This is a genomic window from Nocardia sp. GP40, assembly GCF_050434125.1.
Classification (GTDB): domain Bacteria; phylum Actinomycetota; class Actinomycetes; order Mycobacteriales; family Mycobacteriaceae; genus Nocardia; species Nocardia albiluteola.
Genome location: NZ_JBNPVW010000016.1, coordinates 67,413 through 86,137, shown reverse-complemented (window position 1 = coordinate 86,137; position 18,725 = coordinate 67,413). Strand labels below are relative to the sequence as shown.

15 protein-coding genes are annotated in these 18,725 nt (G+C 70.1%); 9 read left to right on the top strand and 6 right to left on the bottom strand.

What is annotated here, in order from left to right:
- Window positions 1-115: 115 nt before the first annotated feature.
- Window positions 116-796 carry a hypothetical protein gene (locus ABH933_RS36605; RefSeq protein ID WP_429424531.1) on the top strand — a complete coding sequence of 227 codons (681 nt, stop codon included), beginning with the start codon at window positions 116-118 and terminating at the stop codon, window positions 794-796.
- Here the strand turns inward: ABH933_RS36605 and disA are convergent.
- The 3 genes from disA to ABH933_RS36590 form a co-directional block, all read right to left on the bottom strand.
- A complete protein-coding gene (gene disA, locus ABH933_RS36600; RefSeq protein ID WP_429424529.1) occupies window positions 783-1,940 on the bottom strand; it encodes a DNA integrity scanning diadenylate cyclase DisA in 1,158 nt (385 codons plus the stop codon). The genes ABH933_RS36605 and disA overlap by 14 nt on opposite strands.
- On the bottom strand, window positions 1,937-3,331 hold the full coding sequence (gene radA / locus ABH933_RS36595; protein WP_429424527.1) for a DNA repair protein RadA: 1,395 nt from the start codon (window positions 3,329-3,331) through the stop codon (window positions 1,937-1,939). Before radA ends, disA begins: the two co-directional genes overlap by 4 nt.
- Before the next feature lie 81 nt (window positions 3,332-3,412).
- Window positions 3,413-4,138, bottom strand: a complete 726-nt coding sequence (locus tag ABH933_RS36590; protein ID WP_308166289.1) for a hypothetical protein — start codon at window positions 4,136-4,138, stop codon at window positions 3,413-3,415.
- Window positions 4,139-4,421: 283 nt separating this feature from the next.
- Between ABH933_RS36590 and carD the strand changes: the two genes are divergently transcribed.
- The 6 genes from carD to ABH933_RS36560 all read left to right on the top strand — a co-directional run bounded on the left by carD (window position 4,422) and on the right by ABH933_RS36560 (window position 8,975).
- Complete coding sequence (gene carD, locus ABH933_RS36585) at window positions 4,422-4,910, top strand: RNA polymerase-binding transcription factor CarD (RefSeq protein ID WP_019931623.1); 489 nt, start codon at window positions 4,422-4,424, stop codon at window positions 4,908-4,910.
- A 2-nt stretch (window positions 4,911-4,912) separates the two neighbouring features.
- Window positions 4,913-5,653, top strand: coding sequence for a 2-C-methyl-D-erythritol 4-phosphate cytidylyltransferase (gene ispD, locus ABH933_RS36580; protein WP_429424524.1), 741 nt, complete (start codon window positions 4,913-4,915; stop codon window positions 5,651-5,653).
- A gap of 14 nt (window positions 5,654-5,667) precedes the next feature.
- The gene (gene ispF / locus ABH933_RS36575; RefSeq protein WP_215915934.1) at window positions 5,668-6,132 is read left to right on the top strand and encodes a 2-C-methyl-D-erythritol 2,4-cyclodiphosphate synthase; all 465 of its coding nucleotides are present in this window, start codon (window positions 5,668-5,670) and stop codon (window positions 6,130-6,132) included.
- 102 nt (window positions 6,133-6,234) lie between these two features.
- Complete coding sequence (cysS, locus tag ABH933_RS36570; protein ID WP_215915478.1) at window positions 6,235-7,641, top strand: cysteine--tRNA ligase; 1,407 nt, start codon at window positions 6,235-6,237, stop codon at window positions 7,639-7,641.
- The gene (gene rlmB, locus ABH933_RS36565) at window positions 7,641-8,615 is read left to right on the top strand and encodes a 23S rRNA (guanosine(2251)-2'-O)-methyltransferase RlmB (RefSeq protein ID WP_429424521.1); all 975 of its coding nucleotides are present in this window, start codon (window positions 7,641-7,643) and stop codon (window positions 8,613-8,615) included. Before cysS ends, rlmB begins: the two co-directional genes overlap by 1 nt.
- A 57-nt stretch (window positions 8,616-8,672) precedes the next feature.
- Window positions 8,673-8,975: a DUF4190 domain-containing protein gene (locus tag ABH933_RS36560; RefSeq protein ID WP_429424806.1), complete on the top strand. Its 303-nt coding sequence runs from the start codon at window positions 8,673-8,675 to the stop codon at window positions 8,973-8,975.
- A 2-nt stretch (window positions 8,976-8,977) separates the two neighbouring features.
- Here the strand turns inward: ABH933_RS36560 and ABH933_RS36555 are convergent, their stop codons facing one another.
- On the bottom strand, window positions 8,978-9,787 hold the full coding sequence (locus ABH933_RS36555) for an enoyl-CoA hydratase/isomerase family protein (protein ID WP_429424519.1): 810 nt from the start codon (window positions 9,785-9,787) through the stop codon (window positions 8,978-8,980).
- Window positions 9,788-9,901: 114 nt separating this feature from the next.
- Between ABH933_RS36555 and ABH933_RS36550 the strand changes: the two genes are divergently transcribed.
- Both ABH933_RS36550 and ABH933_RS36545 read left to right on the top strand, forming a co-directional pair.
- Window positions 9,902-10,645: an alpha/beta fold hydrolase gene (locus ABH933_RS36550; RefSeq protein WP_429424517.1), complete on the top strand. Its 744-nt coding sequence runs from the start codon at window positions 9,902-9,904 to the stop codon at window positions 10,643-10,645.
- A gap of 224 nt (window positions 10,646-10,869) precedes the next feature.
- Window positions 10,870-12,042 carry an acyl-CoA dehydrogenase family protein gene (locus ABH933_RS36545; protein ID WP_429424515.1) on the top strand — a complete coding sequence of 391 codons (1,173 nt, stop codon included), beginning with the start codon at window positions 10,870-10,872 and terminating at the stop codon, window positions 12,040-12,042.
- 36 nt (window positions 12,043-12,078) lie between these two features.
- On the opposite strand, the gene ABH933_RS36540 is transcribed toward ABH933_RS36545, so the two are convergent.
- The gene (locus ABH933_RS36540) at window positions 12,079-12,789 is read right to left on the bottom strand and encodes a DUF6875 domain-containing protein (protein ID WP_429424513.1); all 711 of its coding nucleotides are present in this window, start codon (window positions 12,787-12,789) and stop codon (window positions 12,079-12,081) included.
- Window positions 12,790-12,792: 3 nt separating this feature from the next.
- Window positions 12,793-18,579 (bottom strand): amino acid adenylation domain-containing protein, encoded by a 5,787-nt coding sequence (locus ABH933_RS36535; RefSeq protein WP_429424511.1) that lies wholly within the window; start codon window positions 18,577-18,579, stop codon window positions 12,793-12,795.
- Between the last annotated feature and the right edge of the window lie 146 nt (window positions 18,580-18,725).

The window sequence follows — 18,725 nt, the reverse complement described above, 5'->3', positions numbered from 1 at the left end:
ATGCCGCACCCCGGTGCGGCGAGTCCGCGCAATGTACCGCACACCATAGTTCACACATACCGACACGCCGCGGCCGTGAACCGGGCATACCCGATCGTGCCCTTACCGTTGTGGTGTGCTGGAACCGAATGGACCACTGCCACCGGAGATCTATTGGCGGCGCCGCGCACTCGCCATCGGGGCGATCGTCGTCGCGCTCGCCCTGGTGATCTGGCTGGCGATCATGCTGCTACACAGTGGCGGAGGTAAGGCCGCGTCCAAGGCCGCCGCCACCTCGTCGTCCGCATCCGCAACCTCGAGCGCGTCCGCCACCAGCTCGGCGGCCGCCACCACCTCCGGTACCGCGGCCGCCGGGACCCCAACGCCGTCCGGTTCGGTCAACGCCACCGCGGCCGGGACGCCCGCGCCCTGCCCCGATCAGTCGCTGGCGGTGAAGGTCACGGTCGGCCAGCCCACGTACAAGGCCGGTCAGCAGCCGGTATTCGGCATCGTCATCACCAACATCTCGACCGCGGCCTGCTCCCGCGACATGGGTTCGGGCCTGCAACAGGTCTCGGTGCAGTCGCTGGACGGGCAACGACGCCTGTGGACGAGCACCGACTGCGACTCCGGCGGCGCGCCCGACGTGCGCACCCTCAACGGCGGCCAGCAGGCGGCATTCACCCTGACCTGGTCGGGCACCACCTCCCAGGCGGCCTGCGCGGGTGAGCGGGTGCCGGTGCCGGCGGGGGCCTACGCTGTCAGCGCACAGTTCGGATCGATCCACAGCGCGCCCGAGCCGTTCAATATCGGGTAGCTACACCCCCGCCCGATTCGGCCATGCGGGACAACCCCTCCCGGATCTGGCGCGCCAGCTGCGGGTCGATACCGTCGAGGGCCGCGAGCTCCTCGGCGGTGGCCGACAACAGGCTGGACAGCGAACCATACACCTCGACAACCGATTCCACGCGGGACAGCGACAGCCGCGGAATCTCGGCGAGCAGCCGGTACCCGCGCGGGCCGACCGCGGTGTCCAGCGCCTCGAGCGTGGCCGGAAAGCCCAGCGCGGGAGCAAGATTCACCAGGTCGAGCAGGTCCACCTCGACCAGCGCGTCCAGCTCGGCGAGGGCGGCGTCGAGTTCGGCCTCACCCACCGGATGCGCTCGCAGATAGTCGCGCAGGATGAGCCGCCGCAGCGTATCGGTCTCGCCGATCACCTCGGCCAGCTGCAGCGCCAGCTGACGGCCGTCGACACCGAGTTCGCCGACATCGGAATCGATCTCGCGACCGATGCGGCGCACCAGCTCGAGACAGTGCACGGCGGACAGCACATCGCGCAGCGTCGTGAAGTCCTCCAGCTCGACGACCGACAGCTGCCGCGTGGCCTCGTCCAGCCGCGAGCGGTAGCGCTCCAGCGTCCCCATCGCCTGGTTGGCGCGGGACAAAATCGCCGAGGAGGGCTGGACGAGATGCCGGAAGCCGTTGAGGTACACCGTGACGATCCCGGTCGAGCGGCTCACCGACACGACGGGATGACCGGTCTGGGCCGCGGTGCGCTCGGCGGCCTTGTGCCGGGTACCCGACTCCACCGTGGGCAGCGCCGGATCCGGGACCAGATGCACATTGGCCCGCCGGATGTACTTGCCGTCGGTCGAAAGCACCACGGCCCCATCCATTTTCGACAACTCCCGCAGCCGCGTCGGGGAGAATTCGACATCGAGCTCGAAGCCTCCGTCGCAGATTCGCTCGATCGCCTCGTCGTGTCCCAGCACGATCAGCGCACCGGTCCCCGCCAGCAGGATGCGATCGACGCCGTCACGCAGCTCGGTGCCCGGCACCAGCCGCGACACCACCTCGCTCAGCCTAACGCCGGCGGCCTGCGCGGCGGCCGAATTCCCCCGTGTCACGGCGCCCGGACCGGGCTTGCCGAGCAGACTGCTGACCCAACGGCCAGGATTCATTCGGCGGCCTCCGCACGCTTGCCTCGTTGTCTCTTCAGACCGCTCAATGCCACTGCCGCATCGACATCGGTCACTTCACGCACCTTCATGGCGAGCCCGGAGCAGTCCACCCCCGGCGGTACCAGCGCCTGTGTGAAACCTAGTCGTTCGGCCTCCGCGAGGCGACGCCCGATTCCTGTGACGCGCCGCACCTCACCGGCCAGGCCGACCTCGCCCAGGATCACCATTCCGCTGGGGAGCGCCCTTTCCTGCACCGCACTCGTAATGGCAAGGGCGATGGCCAGATCCGCGCCCGGCTCGGTCAGCCGCATGCCACCGACGGTGGCCGCGTAGACGTCGTGCTTGCCCAGCGACACACCGCACCGGCTCTGCAACACCGCCAAAATCATCGAGACCCGGTTGTAGTCCAGGCCGCTGACCGCGCGGCGCGGCGCGGGCACGGCGGTGCCGACGGCGAGCCCCTGCACCTCGCCGAGCAGCGGGCGCTTACCGTCCATCGCCACGGTGATCGCCGTACCCGGCACCGATTCCGAGCGGTGGTGCAGGAACAGCCCGGACGGGTCGGGCACGCCGGCGATGCCGTCCTCGTGTAGTTCGAAGCAGCCCACCTCGTCGGCGCTGCCGAAGCGATTCTTCAGCCCGCGCACCATGCGCAGCGTGGAATGCCTGTCGCCCTCGAACTGCAGCACAACGTCCACCAGATGCTCGAGGGTGCGTGGTCCGGCCACGCTGCCGTCCTTGGTGACGTGCCCGACCAGCAGCACCGCGATTCCGCTCGCCTTGGCCAGCGAGGTCAGCGCGGCGGTGACCGCGCGCACCTGGGTCACGCCGCCGATCACCCCGTCCGCGTCCGCGACCAGCATGGTCTGCACCGAGTCGACCACGACCAGCGAGGGCCGCACCTGCTCGACATGCCCGAGGATGGTGGCCAGATCCGATTCGGCGGCGAGATAGACCCGCTCGTGCACCGCGCCGGTCCGGTCGGCGCGCAACCGCACCTGCCCGGCGGACTCCTCGGCGGTCACGTACAGCGCCCGCTCGTCGCGCTGCCGCGCCCAGCGATGGGCCACCTCGAGCAGCAGCGTCGACTTGCCGACCCCGGGCTCCCCGGACAGCAGCACCACCGAGCCGGGCACGACGCCGCCGCCCAGGACCCGATCCAGCTCGCTCACCCCCGTCGGGCGCGCGCGGGTGGTCTGGGAGTCGATGGTGGAGATCGGCGCCGCCGCCGTCGAGGGCAGCAGCGCGCGCCGCCCGGCCGACACGCCCGAGGGTGCGGCCGCCATCTCGTCGATGGAACCCCACTCGCCGCAGCCCGGGCAGCGGCCCACCCACTTGGCGACCTCGTGAGAGCACGCGGAGCAGCGATACAGCGATTTCACCTTGACCACGTGGGCAGCCTAAGGATCGCCTCCGACAGAATTCGCATACTTCGCCGGAGCCTGCCGTTCAGGGGTGTTGACAGCCGCTGTTCAGCCCTGTTTGCGAGGCGTGGTGCCCGCGTCGACCGGGATGTTGACCAGCACGGTGCCGGCTTCCTTGAAGTTGAAGGTCACCGGGTAGGTCAGGCCGGGGGTGATGTCCTTGCTCAGGCCGTCGATCTCGACCACGATCGGCGTGGACGCCCCGGCGGACGGCTTCTGCGCCGAGGTGGTGGCCGCGGCCTGCGGGGTGGCGCTGCCGGTCGGCGCAGCGGTGCTGGTGGCGGCGGCAGTGCTGGTGGCGGCGGCGGAACCGCTCGTCGGGGTGGCGCTGCTGGTCGGCGCGGCGCTGGTCGAGGCGCTCTGCGGCATGGCCTTGGGCGCACCGGCGACCAGGACCCGGCCCGGGGCCAGCGCGGCATCGGCCGGGGTGATGTTCACGGTGCCCAGATCGGTCGTGATGCTGCTGAGCTCGTCGGTCTTGTCGGGTGCGGAGTTGACCGCGCTGAAGGCCAGCAGCGCCTTGCCGCCCTTGGTGTTGGTGTAATCCGCGGACTGCGGCAGCAGGATCCGCACATCGCGCAGGGCGACGGCGCCGACATTGGCGGTATTGCCGTTCACCGCCGAAACCTGCTCGGCGGTCTGCGAGATCTGACCGGCGCCGCATCCCGACAGCACGAGCGCCGAGCCCGCGGCGAGCGCGGCAACTGCAACAGCACTGCGCCGCACGGCGCGACGGGGCGCCTTGGACGCGGTGTTGGCTTTCAGGGCAGTCACGGGTTGTCCCTCCATGTCGACCGGGCTCACTCCACGATGCAGAGTAGTAGTACGGAGCGTAATAGTTGGCCGGGCGCGCGGATCCGCAGGCCCCCTCCGGGTACCCGTGTCGTACCCGGCCCGCGACCGCCCGGCCGTAACTCCTTCTGGCACAACAGGATGCACACGAGTTTCGTTCTGTCAACCCCCACCGCGCGGCTGTTGTGGCCCTGACCTGCGTCGTTGATCGCGCCGTTACCGAGTCGCATGTTAAACTGTGAGCATCGAAAGGGGCACGGGACACATGATTTTTAAGGTCGGAGACACCGTCGTTTACCCCCACCACGGAGCGGCGCTGATCGAAGCTATCGAGACACGCACCATCAAGGGCGTGCAGAAGGAGTATCTGGTCCTGAAGGTTGCCCAGGGCGACCTGACCGTACGGGTTCCCGCCGAGAATGCCGAGTATGTCGGCGTCCGCGACGTCGTCGGTCAGGAGGGCCTCGATCGGGTCTTCCAGGTGCTGCGCGCGCCGCACACCGAGGAGCCGACGAACTGGTCCCGCCGTTACAAGGCCAACCTGGAGAAGCTCGCCTCGGGCGATGTGAACAAGGTGGCCGAGGTCGTGCGTGATCTCTGGCGGCGCGAACAGGACCGCGGCCTGTCCGCCGGCGAGAAGCGCATGCTCGCCAAGGCCCGCCAGATCCTCGTCGGTGAGCTCGCCCTCGCTGAGGGCACCGACGATGTGAAGGCCGAGACCCTGCTCGACGAGGTTCTCGCAGCAGCCTCCTGACCGTGAAGAATCGACACGACGTCAGTCGTGTTGTGGCGCTGGTGCCTGCCGCCGGCCAAGGCGTACGCCTGGGTGAGTCCATGCCCAAGGCCTTCGTCCCGGTCGGCGGCAGCCCCATGCTCACACTCGCAATAGACGGACTGATCGCGTCCGGGGTCGTGGACCATATCGTGATCATGACGCCCGCCGAACTCGTCGGCGAGGCGCAGGGCCTGCTCGTGGGCCACCTCGGACCGGCATGCCCCGTGCCGGTCGACGTGGTCCCCGGCGGCACCGAGCGCACCGATTCGGTGCGCGCCGGAATTGCCGCCGCACCGCAGGCCTCCCATTTCCTCGTGCACGACGCGGCGCGCGCCCTGACGCCGCCGACCCTGATCGCCCGGGTAGTGGCCGAGCTGCGCGCCGGTCACTCCGCCGTGGTACCCGGCCTCCCGGTCACCGACACGATCAAGTCGGTCGACGCGCAGGGCGATGTCACCGGCACCCCCGACCGCGCCGGACTGCGCGCGATCCAGACCCCGCAGGGCTTCGAGGCGGATCTGCTGCGCCGGGCGTACGCCGCCGGGCTGCAGGCGACCGACGACGCCGCCCTGGTCGAGGCGTTCGGCGCCCGGGTGCGAGTGATTCCCGGCGAACCGATGGCCTTCAAGATCACCACCCCGCTGGACCTGCACCTGGCCCGCACCCTGCTGGCCGAACGGGATGAACCGGGACAGACACTGAGCACCGGAGCGATGCGGTGACCGATCCCGCCACCATGCGGGTGGGCATCGGCAGCGACGTGCACCCCATCGAACCCGGGCGGCCCTGCTGGATGGCCGGGCTGCTGTTCGAGGGCGAGAGCGGATGCGCCGGTCACTCCGACGGCGACGTCGCCGCGCACGCGCTGTGCGACGCGCTGCTGTCCGCGGCCGGACTGGGCGACGTCGGCGCGGTCTTCGGCACCGGACGCCCCGAATGGGCGGGCGTATCCGGCGCGGCCATGCTGACCGAGGTCCGGCGTCTGCTCGACGACGCCGGCTTCGCGGTGGCCAACGCCGCGGTCCAGGTCATCGGGAATCGGCCGAAGATCGGGCCGCGGCGTAGCGAGGCGCAGCGGGTACTGGGAGAATTACTCGGTGCGCCGGTTTCGGTATCCGGCACGACCACCGACGGTCTGGGTCTCACCGGCCGCGGCGAAGGTATTGCGGCGGTCGCCACCGCGCTGCTGTGTTGTCGGTAGCCGATCCAACGCCCCGACCGATTTCTGAGCTGCCGGATACCGTTCGCTTCCCGGCACCCGCCCGTACCTTCCGCAATCGCACTGACAGTAGGATGGCTGGTCGTGACTCTGCGCCTGTTCGACACCGCGACGCGGACCCTGCGTGATTTCACGCCGCTGGTCCCCGGCCGAGCGTCGATATACCTGTGTGGCGCCACCGTGCAGGGTGAGCCCCACATCGGACACGTCCGCAGCGGAGTCGCGTTCGACGTCCTGCGCCGATGGCTGCTCGCGGGCGGATACGACGTGGCCTTCGTCCGGAACGTCACCGATATCGACGACAAGATCCTGAACAAGGCCGCCGCCGCGGGCCGCCCGTGGTGGGAATGGGCCACCACGCACGAGCGCGCCTTCGATCGCGCGTACGCCGCGCTCGGCGTGCTGCCGCCCTCGGTGGAGCCGCGCGCGACCGGGCACATCACCCAGATGGTCGAGATGATGCAGCGGCTCATCGATCGGGGCCACGCGTACGCCTCGTGCGGGAACGTCTACTTCGACGTGCGCAGCTACCCCGAATACGGCGCCCTGTCGGGCCACAAGCTCGACGACGTGCACCAGGGCGAGAGCGCCGGGGAGGGCAAGCACGACCCGCGCGATTTCACGCTGTGGAAGGCCGCCAAGCCCGGCGAGCCGACCTGGCCCTCGCCGTGGGGTCCCGGCCGCCCGGGCTGGCACCTGGAGTGCTCGGCCATGGCCGGGTACTATCTCGGCCCCGAATTCGACATCCATTGCGGCGGTATGGATCTGGTGTTCCCGCACCACGAGAACGAGATCGCCCAATCCCGTGCCGCCGGTGACGGTTTCGCGCGCTACTGGCTGCACAACGGCTGGGTGACCCTGGGCGGGGAGAAGATGTCCAAGTCGCTCGGCAACACGCTGGCCGTGCCGAATGTGCTCGAACACGTTCGCGCCGTGGAACTTCGGTTCTATCTGGGCAGCGCGCACTACAGCTCGATGCTGGAGTACTCGGATCAGGCCCTGCGCGACGCCGCGGCGACCTATCAGCGGCTCGAGGCGTTCGTCCGGCGGGCGACCGAGCGGCTCGGCGAGATCCCGGTCGGCAAGTGGACCGATGCCTTCGCCGAGGCGCTGGACGACAATCTCGGAATTCCCAAGGCGCTGGCCGAAATTCACAGCGTCGTGCACGAGGGCAACAAGGCGCTGGAGTCCGGCTCGGGCGATACCGCGCGCGAGCTGGCCGGTCAGGTGCGTGCGATGCTCGGCATCCTCGGCGTGGATCCCCTCGATCCGCACTGGGCCGGCGCCCAGGACTCCTCCGCGGCCGACGGCGCGCTCGAGGTGCTGGTCGGGGCCGAGCTCGACCGCCGCCAGCAGGCCCGCGCGGCGAAGAACTGGGCCGAGGCCGACGCGGTGCGCGACCGGCTGCAGGCCGCCGGCGTAGAGGTCACCGACACACCCGACGGCCCCGAATGGTCGCTGGTGTCACCACAGACACGGAGGGCCGACTGATGGCAGGAAACTCGCAGCGCCGCGGCGCGATTCGCAAGGGCGGCAGCAAGAAGGGCCAGACGGTCGGCTCCGGCGGTCAGCGCCGCCGCGGGCTCGAGGGCCGCGGCGCGACCCCCAAGGCGGAGGACCGCAGTTACCATCCCGCGCACAAGCGGGCGGTCGCGGCGGCCAAGGCCGCGGCGAAGGGCGGGGGCCGCGCGCCCGCGGGCCGGACCGCCGGACGCCGCAACGAGGACTCCCCCGAGCTGGTGCTCGGCCGCAATCCCGTGGTGGAGTGCCTGCGCGCCGGGGTCCCGGCGACCGCGCTGTACGTCGCGGTGGGCGCCGAGAACGACGAGCGCCTGACCGAGTCGGTGAAGATCGCCGCCGACACCGGCATCTCCATCCTCGAGGTGCCGCGCACGGACCTGGATCGGCTGAGCTCCAACGGATTACATCAGGGCATGGCGCTGCAGGTGCCGCCCTACCGCTACGCGCATCCCGACGATCTGCTCGTGGCCGCCCGCGGCTCGGCCGAACCCGCGCTGCTGGTGGCGCTGGACAACATCACCGATCCACGCAACCTCGGCGCGGTGATCCGCTCGGTCGCCGCGTTCGGCGGCCACGGCGTGGTCATCCCGCAGCGCCGCAGCGCCAGCGTCACCGCGGTGGCCTGGCGCACCAGCGCCGGCGCGGCGGCCCGGCTGCCCGTGGCGCGCGCCACCAATCTGACTCGCACGCTGAAGGATTGGGCGAGTACCGGGGTGCAGGTCATCGGCCTGGACGCGGGGGGCGACACCACCCTCGACGAATTCGACGGCACCACACCGACAGTCGTGGTGGTCGGCTCGGAGGGCAAGGGACTGTCCCGGCTCGTGCGCGAGAACTGCGATCAGATCCTGAGCATTCCGATGGCCGGCCCCGTCGAATCGCTGAACGCCTCGGTGGCCGCGGGCGTCGTGCTCGCCGACATCGCCCGCCAGCGCCGGGCGTAAAGGCCTGCGCGTCAACACGCTTTCCTCCGGCAACCCCCGTAGACTCATGGGGTGGCCATGTGGAACCAGGGTCCCTACTACGGGGATCTGCCCGACCAACCGATCGGGCAGCCGATCGAGCACCCGCACGCGACGACCGTGCTGCTGCTCGGTGCCCTGAGCGTGTTCTGTTGCGGCGCACTGGGTCCCATCGCGTGGGCGATGGGTAAGCGGGCCCTGGATCAGATCGAGCGTTCCGGCGGCGCCTTCGGTGGACGCACGCAGGTACTGGTCGGATACATCCTCGGTGTCGTCGGGACCGTACTCATGTGCATCGTCGCGGTGATCTACCTGATGATCCTCGTCGGCGGACACGCATAGCGTCAGTCCAGGCTGGGCCGCTCCGGTTCGGCCCGTACCTCCCAGGCGGGCCATTCCTCGTTGACGCTGCCGGTCCACCGGGGCTGGCGACGGTCCTTGAACGCCGCCATGCCCTCGCCGCCGTCGATGCTCTTGGCGACAAAGGAGTTCAACTCGGTTTCCAGCTGGCCGACCGCCTCGGGGGCCATCCCCAGTCCCTCCCAGAGGAGTCGCTTGGACAGCCCGGCGGGTAGCGGCGCCGAACCGCCCGCGATGTCGTGGGCGACGGCCATGGCCGTCGGTAGCACCTCACCGGCGTGCAGGCTGTCGTTGGCCAGGCCCATGGCCTTGGCCTCCTCGCCGTCGAAGGTGCGGCCGGTGAGCATGATGTCGGCCGCATTGGCCATCCCGACCAGCCGCGGCAGCGTCCAGTGCGCGTAACCGTCGGCCATCACGGCCCGGCGCACCTGGTTGAGTCCGTAGACCGCGTCGCGGGCCATATAGCGCAGGTCGCACTGCAGGGCCAGCGCCAGCCCGATGCCCACGGCGTGGCCGTTGACCGCCGCGATGACAGGCTTGCGCACCCGCCACGGCGGGGGATCGATGGTGCCGCTGACCTCTCCGACCCGATTGGACAGGTCGGCGCCGGCGCAGAATGCGGGCGGCGTGCCGGTGATGACCACCGCCCGGACGGCGTCCTCGACATCGCACCGGCGCAGCGCGGCACTCAGTTCCGCGGCCATCGCCGGGGTGAACGCGTTCTGCTGGGCGGGACGGTTGAGCGTGAGCACCGCAACACCGGCGGAGACATCGACGTGCAATTCCGAACTCATGCTGTTGTCTCCGGGCCGAGCCTACTCATGCGAGAACATCCTAGGCGATGCACAGTGGCGAGGTTTGCCGAGCCGCGGCGTGGGTACCGGCGGCCGGGCCGTATGGTCGGGGCGATGGTGATCGACGAGGGTGGCGCCGGTGCGCCGATTCTGCTGCTGCACGGCCTGATGGGCAGCGCGCGGACCTGGCGCGGGCAGCTGGACTGGCTGCGTGAGTTCGGGCAGCTCTACACCTTCGACGCCGCCGGGCACGGCCGCCCCGCCCCGCTCGAGCTGACCACCGAGGCGTTCGTGGCGGATCTGGCCGCAGCCACCGCCGCGATCACCGGGCCGATGGTGGTGATCGGCCACTCCATGGGCGGGCTGCACGGCTGGATGTTCGCCGCACGCCATCCGGAGCGGGTGCGCGCGCTGGTGGTGGAGGACATGGCGCCGGACTTCCGCGGGCGGACAGCACGGGACTGGGCGGAGATGATCGCCGGGTGGCCACAGCCCTTCCCGGACGACGACGCGGTGCTGGAGTTCTTCGGTCCCGTGGCCGGGCGCTACTTCCTCGACTCGTTCACCCGCGGCCCGGACGGTTACCGGCTGCACGGCGAGGTGTCGACCTTCCGCGATATCTCCGAGGAGTGGGGCACCCGCGATTTCTGGACCGAATGGAAGTCGCTGCGGGTGCCCGCGCTGCTGCTGGAGGGCGAGCACACGATCACGCCGCCCGGCCAGATGCGGCGGATGGCCGAGATGAATCCGAACGCCCGGCACGTGCTGGTCCCCGACGCCGGGCACCTCGTCCACGACGATCAGCCGCTGGCCTACCGCACCGAGGTGTCGGCGTTCCTGCGGTCGGTCCTCGGCTGATACCGCGACGGGCCGGATTCCGGGGCATTTGAGGTCGGGTGCCTTCAGTCTGCCCCGGGGTGCGTCGTATGCTCGGCTGTGCCCGCCGAGCAGGGACCGAGCCGACCCGCTCACGACTATGCCTCGCTAGCGCTCGGCTCCGTCGTGCGCGGGGGCGCGCTGTGTCCATGGTCTGCTCGCAAGCTCGCAAACGCCGTGTTTCACGAACGAAGGTGACCCCACCGATGATCGACTTCTCGATTCCCGACGACCTCGCCGCCGAACGCGATCGGGTGCGCCGGTTCATCATCGACAAGATCGTTCCCTACGAGCGCGATCCGCGGCTGACCTCCCACGGTCCCAGCGACGAACTGCGGCAGGAACTGGTGGAGCTGGCGCGGGCGGAGCAGCTGCTGACCGTGCAGGCCCCGGTGGAACTGGGCGGGCGCGGCCTGTCCCATCTCGAGCAGGCCGTGCTGTACGAGGCCGCGGGGTGGTCGACCCTCGGCCCGGTCGCGATGAACTGCGCCGCGCCCGACGAGGGCAACATGTTCCTGCTGTCCAGGGTGGCCGACGCCGCGCAGATCGATCGCTACCTGATGCCGGTGATCAACGGTCAGCAGCGCTCGGTCTTCGCGATGACCGAACCCGACGGGGCCGGATCCGACCCGGGCCAGCTGGCCACCACCGCGACCTTCGACGGCGAGAAATTCACCATCAACGGCCGAAAGTGGCTCATCACCGGCGCGGACGGCGCCAAGACCTGGATCATCATGGCCCGGCTCGAGGCCAACCCGCATCTCCCGGAGGGCCCGACGCTGTTCCTCACCGAGGGCGGGGATCCGGGCATCGTCATCGAGCGCACCATGAACACCATGGACCGCAACTACGTCGGCGGGCACGGCGTGGTGAGCTTCGAAAACCTCACACTGCCAAGGGAATCCGTCCTCGGCGAGACCGGTCAGGCGCTGCGGTACGCGCAGCTGCGCCTGGCCCCGGCGCGCCTGACCCACTGCATGCGGTGGCTCGGCGCGGCCGAACGGGCGCAGCGCATCGCCGTCGAGCACGCCCGCACCCGCACCGCCTTCGGTAAGCCCATCGGGGAGCACGAGGGCGTCTCGTTCATGTTGGCGGACAACGAGATCGCGCTGCACCAGTGCCGGCTGACCATCTGGCATGCCTGCTGGCTGATGGACAACGGCCACAAGGCCCGGCACGAAAGCTCGATGGCCAAATCCTATGTCTCCGAAGAGCTTTTCAAGGTCGCCGATCGCTGCGTGCAGGTGCTGGGCGGCATCGGCATCAGCGACGAGACGGTCGTGGAGATGATCTTCCGGGACATGCGCGCGTTCCGCCTGTACGACGGGCCCACCGAGGTGCACAAGTGGGCGATCGGGCGGCACGTGCTGCGCGGCTGACGGCTGCGGTCCGGCCGCGGTCGCACGCGCACGACCTCACGCGCTGCCGGCGAACTCACCGACATCGTGCGCGCGATGGTCGGTGATGGCGACCGCGGACGGACCGTCGGTCAGGTGCGACCGTTCGGCCATCGTGCGGCGCAGCTTGGCCGGGAGTCCGCGGGCGAACTTGGTGAGATACGCGTACACCCAGTCCGGATCCCCGACCAGAAAGGGGTAGTCGGTGTTCATCATCTCCCGGACCACCAGCATCGGCAACGGCGCGTCGAGCGGGCGGAAGTCGCTGTTCCACAGGCCAGGCTGGCCGCATCCGGGATAGAACTGCCCCAGCATGAGCCCGTTGCCGACGAACAGGTCCTTGTGCGCGGCGTGCACGCTGTCCACTCGCCCGACGTCGGACAACTCCGGGAACACGGTGATCACCACCTGCGGTCCGCGGCGATCCGGGGTCGCCGCAACGAGTTCGGCGTGAATGTCGAAGGCGTCCAGGACGATCGAGCGCATGCGATCCTCGGTGAGCTCGGCCGCGCCCGGCACGAACGCCGCCACCATGCTGCGGTGGGTGATCGCGGGCCGGACGTAGGGGCAGACCGGGCCGCCGCGGCCGAGGTCCTCGTGCGGACGGGTGAGGTAGTCGCCGATCCAGTCCGCGAGCACGCGCTCGTGACCGTCCGGACGGATCTGCTCGTCGAACAGGCTGCGCCAGAGGACATCCGAGCGAGTCCCGACGAAGGAACGGGCGGTCACGGGCTAGTCCTCTCGAGCGGGACGCGCACCCGCCAGGGTCTCGGTCAGCACCGCACCGATCCGTGCTAGGGCCGCGCCGGTGGTCATGTGCCAGTGGGTGACCGCGACCGGATGATTACGGATGCCGCCGAGCATCGCGCCGGTCCACGTCGATGCGCCCGCCACTCCGGTCGGATCGTCCTGCGAGGCAGTGAAATAGACCAGATCGCCCGCCACCGGGACCGGATGGTATTCGGCCTCGAGCGAACTCACCGCTGCCTCGAGCACCCGGGAGATCCGGTCGGCGCCGAAGGATGCGAACGGCTCGGGCAAACGGGACAGGTACTCGACCAGCTGCGGCACGTCGTGGATCTCGGGGGCCGGGGCATCGTCGAACGACCGCCCGAGCAGCCCGCTGAGCAGCTCGATCGGTTCGGGACCGGCGACCGCGCCGGACTCGTGGACCAGGCGGCTGTCCATCATCGCGAGCAGCCCCACCTGCTCGCCCTCGGCCTGCAGCAGGGCCGCGATCGCATGGGCGATCACACCGCCCTGCGACCAGCCCAGCAGATGGTAGGGCCCGGACGGCTGGACCGTCCGCATTTCCCGCAGGTAGCGACGGGCCCAGTCCTCGATGGAGGCGGGCGGCGGCTCGTCCGATGCCAGCGCCGGTGACTGCAGTCCGTAGAGGGGCCGATCGGGGTCCAGGTGCGCCGCCAGGCCGGCGAACGACCAGGCGATACCGCCGATCGGATGGACGCAGAACAGCGGCGCCGACCCGCCACCCGGGCGGATCGGCAGCAGCACCTCGAACGCACCGGCCGCGTCGATCCGGCCGGCCCGCAGCCCCGCGGCCAGGGCCCCGGGTGTCGCGGCGGTGAACAGCGCCGTGACCGGTACCCGGTGTCCCAGTACGGAACTCAGCCGCGCGGCCACCCGGGTGGCAAGCAGCGAACTGCCGCCGCATTCGAAGAAGTTGTCGTCCAGCCCGATTCGATCCGCTCCGAGCACCTCGGCGAAGATCTCACACACCATCCGCTCGTCGGCGGTGACCGGCGGCCGATAGTCCCCGGTCGCGAATACCGGTGCGGGCAGGGCTTTGCGGTCCACCTTGCCCATCGGGGTGAGCGGCACCCGGTCCAGCATCATCAGCGCCGCCGGGATCAGATGCCGGGGCAGGCGGGCGGTGAGATCGGCGCGCACGGCGGCCGGGTCGAGTGGGTGGCCCGGCGCCGCCAGCACGTACGAGACCGGAACGAGCGCACCGGCGCCGTTGCGGCGGCCCACCGTGAGGGCGAAATCGATGCCGGGGAGTGCGCGCAGTGCGGCGTCGATCTCGCCGAGTTCGACGCGGATGCCGCGGATCTTGACCTGAGAGTCCGTGCGCCCCAGGTATTCCAGTTCAGGAGTGCCGGCGGGTCCGGTGGTCCACCGCACGAGATCACCGGTCCGGTACATGCGCCGCCCCGCCGGTCCCCACGGATCGGCGAGGAAGTGCTGCCCGGTGAGGCCGGGCCTGCCGTGATAGCCCCGCGCCAGTCCGACCCCGGACAGGTAGAGCTCGCCGACGACGCCGGGCGGCACGGGCCGCAACCGGGAGTCCAGCACCATCGTGGTGATGCCGTACTTCGGGGTGCCGATCGTGATCTTCCGGCCCGCCACGACGCAGACGCCGGTCGAGCCTACCGTCGCCTCGGTCGGACCATACGCGTTGACGAACCGACGACCCGGCTGCCATCGAGACACGAGATCTTCGGTCAGCGCGTCGCCGCCGGAAACCACGACCCGCAGCTCCGGAAGTCCGCCGGGGTCGACGGTCGCCAGGACCGCCGGAATGCTCATCCAGTGCGTAATCCGTTCGGCGCGAGCCAGTTCCGCGAGGTCTTCGCCGCCGATCAGGTCGGACGGCGCGATCACCAGGGTGGCGCCGGTGCTGAACGTCATCAGCCACTGCTGCACGGTGGGATCGAAACTCGGTGTGGTGTGATCCAGCACGCGATGTCCGGCGTCGACCTGGAGCGCCTCGCGTGCGTACTGGGTCAGCGCCGCGAGCCCCTCGTGCGAGACCACCACGCCCTTGGGTGCCCCCGTCGATCCGGAGGTGTAGATCAGATACGCCGGATGCGAAAGCCGCAGCGGCGCAAGCCGATCCGCATCGCCGATCGGATCGCTCGACTGCCCCGCGCATGATGCCTCGGTCGCCGGATCGTCCAGGATCAGCCATGTCGCCCCCACTGGCAGCCGATCGGCGAACGCGGCGATGCTCACGCCGAGCACGGCGCCGGAATCGGCCAGCATGTACCGCACCCGATCCTCGGGATACGTCGGATCCACCGGAACGTACGCACCACCGGCCTTGGCCACCGCCCAGACCGCGGCGACCATCTCGTACGAGCGCGGCAAGGCCAGGGCGACAACATGTTCGGGTCCCACACCGCGTTCGATCAGGACACGGGCCAGCCGGGAGGAGTACGCGTCGAGTTCGCCGTAGCCGACCGATACCCCGCGATGGCGGATCGCGGTGCGGTCGCGCCCGAGGGCAACCCCGCGCGTCAGCAGGTCGGGCATGCGACCGGACAGCGTCGGCGCGCCACCGGACGCCGTGGTCAGCCGATCCCGTTCGGCCGCGTCGACCAGGTCGATTCCGGCCAGTCGCAGGCCCGGGCGCCGGGCGAACTCGTCCAGCACGCGCAGCAGCCGATCGGCCAGATCCCGGACCGATTCCTCGCTGAAAATGTCACTGCGGTAAGGAAATTGGATTCGAATCTGCGCATCCACGGTGACCACCACGGTCAGCGGGTAGTGACCGTAGTCGGCCTCCCGGATGTCGGCGATCGCGAGACCGTCGACATCGCCTGCCGCGCTGCGCAATCCAGCGGCATCGACCGGGAAAGACTCGAAGGCCACCAGGGTATCGAACAACTCGTCGGCGCCCGCGGCTCGTTGCATCTCGGGCAGTCCGAGGTGGTGGTGGTCCAGCAGCGCGGCCTGCTCGCGCTGCAGCCGGGCCAGCAGTTCGGTCACGGTCTCGTGCGGATCGATGCGCACCCGCACGGGGATGGTGTTGACGAACATGCCGACCATTTCGTCGACACCCGCCAGGGAGGCGGGCCGCCCCGAGACGACGGCGCCGAACACCACGTCGGCGTGACCGGTGGTGGCCGACAGCACCAGCCCCCAGGCCGCCTGGACCAGGGTGTTCACCGTTACCTCGGCCGCCGCGGCGGCGGCAACCAGCGCCGCCGTGTGCGGGGTGGGCACCACGACCTCGTGACAGCGAAATCCCGTGACCGGCGTGCCGGGACGCTCGAGTGCGGCGGTGAGCGCGGTGGGCGTCGCACCGGTCAGCGCCGTGGCCCACACACGGCGCGCGGCAGCGCTGTCCCGAGCGGCCAGCCATCGCAGATAGTCACGGTAGGGGCGTGGGCGGGGCAGCGCGGCCGCCGCACCGTGCGCGGCGTACAGCGCCAGCAGATCCCGCACCAGCAGCGGTATCGACCAGCCGTCGATCAGGATGTGGTGCGCGGTGATCGCGAGGTAGGTGCATCCGGACTCCGTGCGGCACAGGGTGAATCGCGCCAGGGGCGGCCGCGCCGGATCCAGGCGCTGCGCGGCGGTCAGCAGTGCGGGCAGGTCGGCATCGCGGACGCCCTCGTGCTGCTGCCACGGCAGGTCGATGGGGTCGATGACGAGCTGTACCGGAGTCCCATCGGCGGTGCGCGCGAACGCGACCCGCAGATTGTCGTGCCGATCGAACAGGGCCCGAACCGCCAGACGCAGCCGGTCCGCATCGACGACGCCGGACAGTTCCAGCACGAACTGGCCGAGGTAGTCGTCGACCACCCCGGCCGCGAGTTCCAGATGGAACAGCAGACCGGCCTGCATCGGCGCGAGCGGCAGGACCTCCGAGATGTGTTCGTATCGCTGTCGCCAGGCCGCCAGGTCCTCGTCCGGCACCTGGACCAGCGGCGTATCCGAGGGAGCGGTGTCAGCCTCGGGCTCGACACGGACCGCGATCCGTGCGAGCGCCGCCACCGTCCGGTGCTCGAACACGTCGGCGGGACCGAACGCCAGCCCCGCCGCCCGGGCTCGCGACACCAGCCGCAGCGACGTGATGCTGTCGCCGCCGAGTGCGAGAAACGAATCGTCGGCCCCGACCGTGGGTACTGCGAGCAACTCGGTGAACAGCGTTGCGAGGGTCCGCTCGTCGGCGGTCTCCGGCGCGCGGTACGGGCGAGCGAAGACGGGTTCGGGCAGCGCCGCCCGGTCGATCTTGCCGACAGGCGTCAGCGGCAACTCGTCCAGGACCGTGATCAGCACGGGCACAAGGTGATCCGGTAGCCGACCGGCGGCAAAAGTGACCAGTTCCCCTGCATCCGGGGTGGTTCCGGCACGCCCTACGATGTAGGAAACCAATCCAGTTGCACCCGAAGGTAATTCAGATCCGACCGTCAACGCGACATCCACGTCCGGGTGATCGGACAGCACCTCGTCGACCTCGCTGGGCTCGACGCGAATTCCGCGGATCTTCACCTGGAAGTCCGCGCGGCCGACGAACTCCAGTTCCCCGTGGTCACGCCGTCGTACCAGGTCACCGGTGCGGTACATCCTGGAACCCGCAGTCCCGGCGTACCCCGGCGCGGCCACGAAACGCTGCGCCGTCAGGCCGGGCCGACCGAGATAGCCTCGCGCCTGGGCCGGACCCGACAGGTACAGCTCACCGACCACCCCGAAGGGCACGGGCTCGAGCCGCGAATCCAGCACCCACGCACCGACTTCCGGAAAGGGGGCGCCGATCGTGATCGGCTCGCCGGGCCGGATCGCGGCGCTGCCGGTCGCCAGGATCGTCGCCTCGGTCGGCCCGTATCCGTTGTGGAAGGCCCGTGCACCGCTCCAGCGATTCGCGAGCTCCGGGCCGAATCGGTCTCCCGCAACCACCACGACCCGCAGGTCCGGCAGGTCGGTAGCGTCCACCGATTCCAGCGCGGCGGGCGTGATGAGCAGGTGGGAGATCCGTTCTCGCCGTATGAGATCCGCGAGATCGGCGCCACCGACCACACCGGGCGGCGCCACCACCAGGGTCGCACCCGAAGCAAACGCCAGCAGCAGCTCGAGCACCGACACATCGAAGCTGAGCGAGCAGAGCTGCAGCACCCGCGACGCGGCGTCCACCCCGTATCTCCGCTGCGCCGCGGCGACCAGCGGGCCGAGGCCGGAATGCGTGACCACGACCCCCTTGGGCCGTCCCGTGGAGCCCGAGGTGTAGATGACATACGCCGGATGCTGGTCGTGAATCCTGCGCACCCGATCCAGGTAGGTCACCGGGTCCGCCGGACGCCCGGCAATCGCCCCGGCCTGTTCCGGCTCGTCCAGCTCGATCCAGGGGATACCCGCGCCAAGTGCCCCGCGATGCCGGGTCAGCGTCACCCCGAGCGCTGCTCCGGAGTCGGCGAGGATGTGGCCGATACGTTCCGCGGGGAAGGCCGGGTCCACCGGGAGGTACGCCGCGCCCGTTTTCGCGACCGCCCACACCGACACCACCGATTCGATGCCGCGGCCCAGGGCGACGGCCACCACGTCCCCCGCGCCGACACTGCGATCGATCAGCTCCCGCGCCAGCCGCGTGGAGGCCCCGTCCAGGTCCGCGTAGATGATGTCGCGGTGGTCGTCCGGCTCCCCGGTGGGATCGAACCGGATCGCCACCGCGTCGGGGCGATGGTCCACGGCGGCGGTCAGTAACTGCCCGAAGTGCGGGACACGCGGGCGGCGACGATCGCGCAGCGCCCGACGACCCTCGAATTGCACCGTCATGACCGCATCGCGCTCCCTGCTTCTCCGCCCGAGCGCGGAAGCCTGCTCCGCCTCGGCACGATGGAGTATCGGGAGTGCGGTGGAGGATCCGCAATCGCGGGACCGTTCACTGCCGGGAACGTTAGGCGGCCCGCGGACTTATCGCA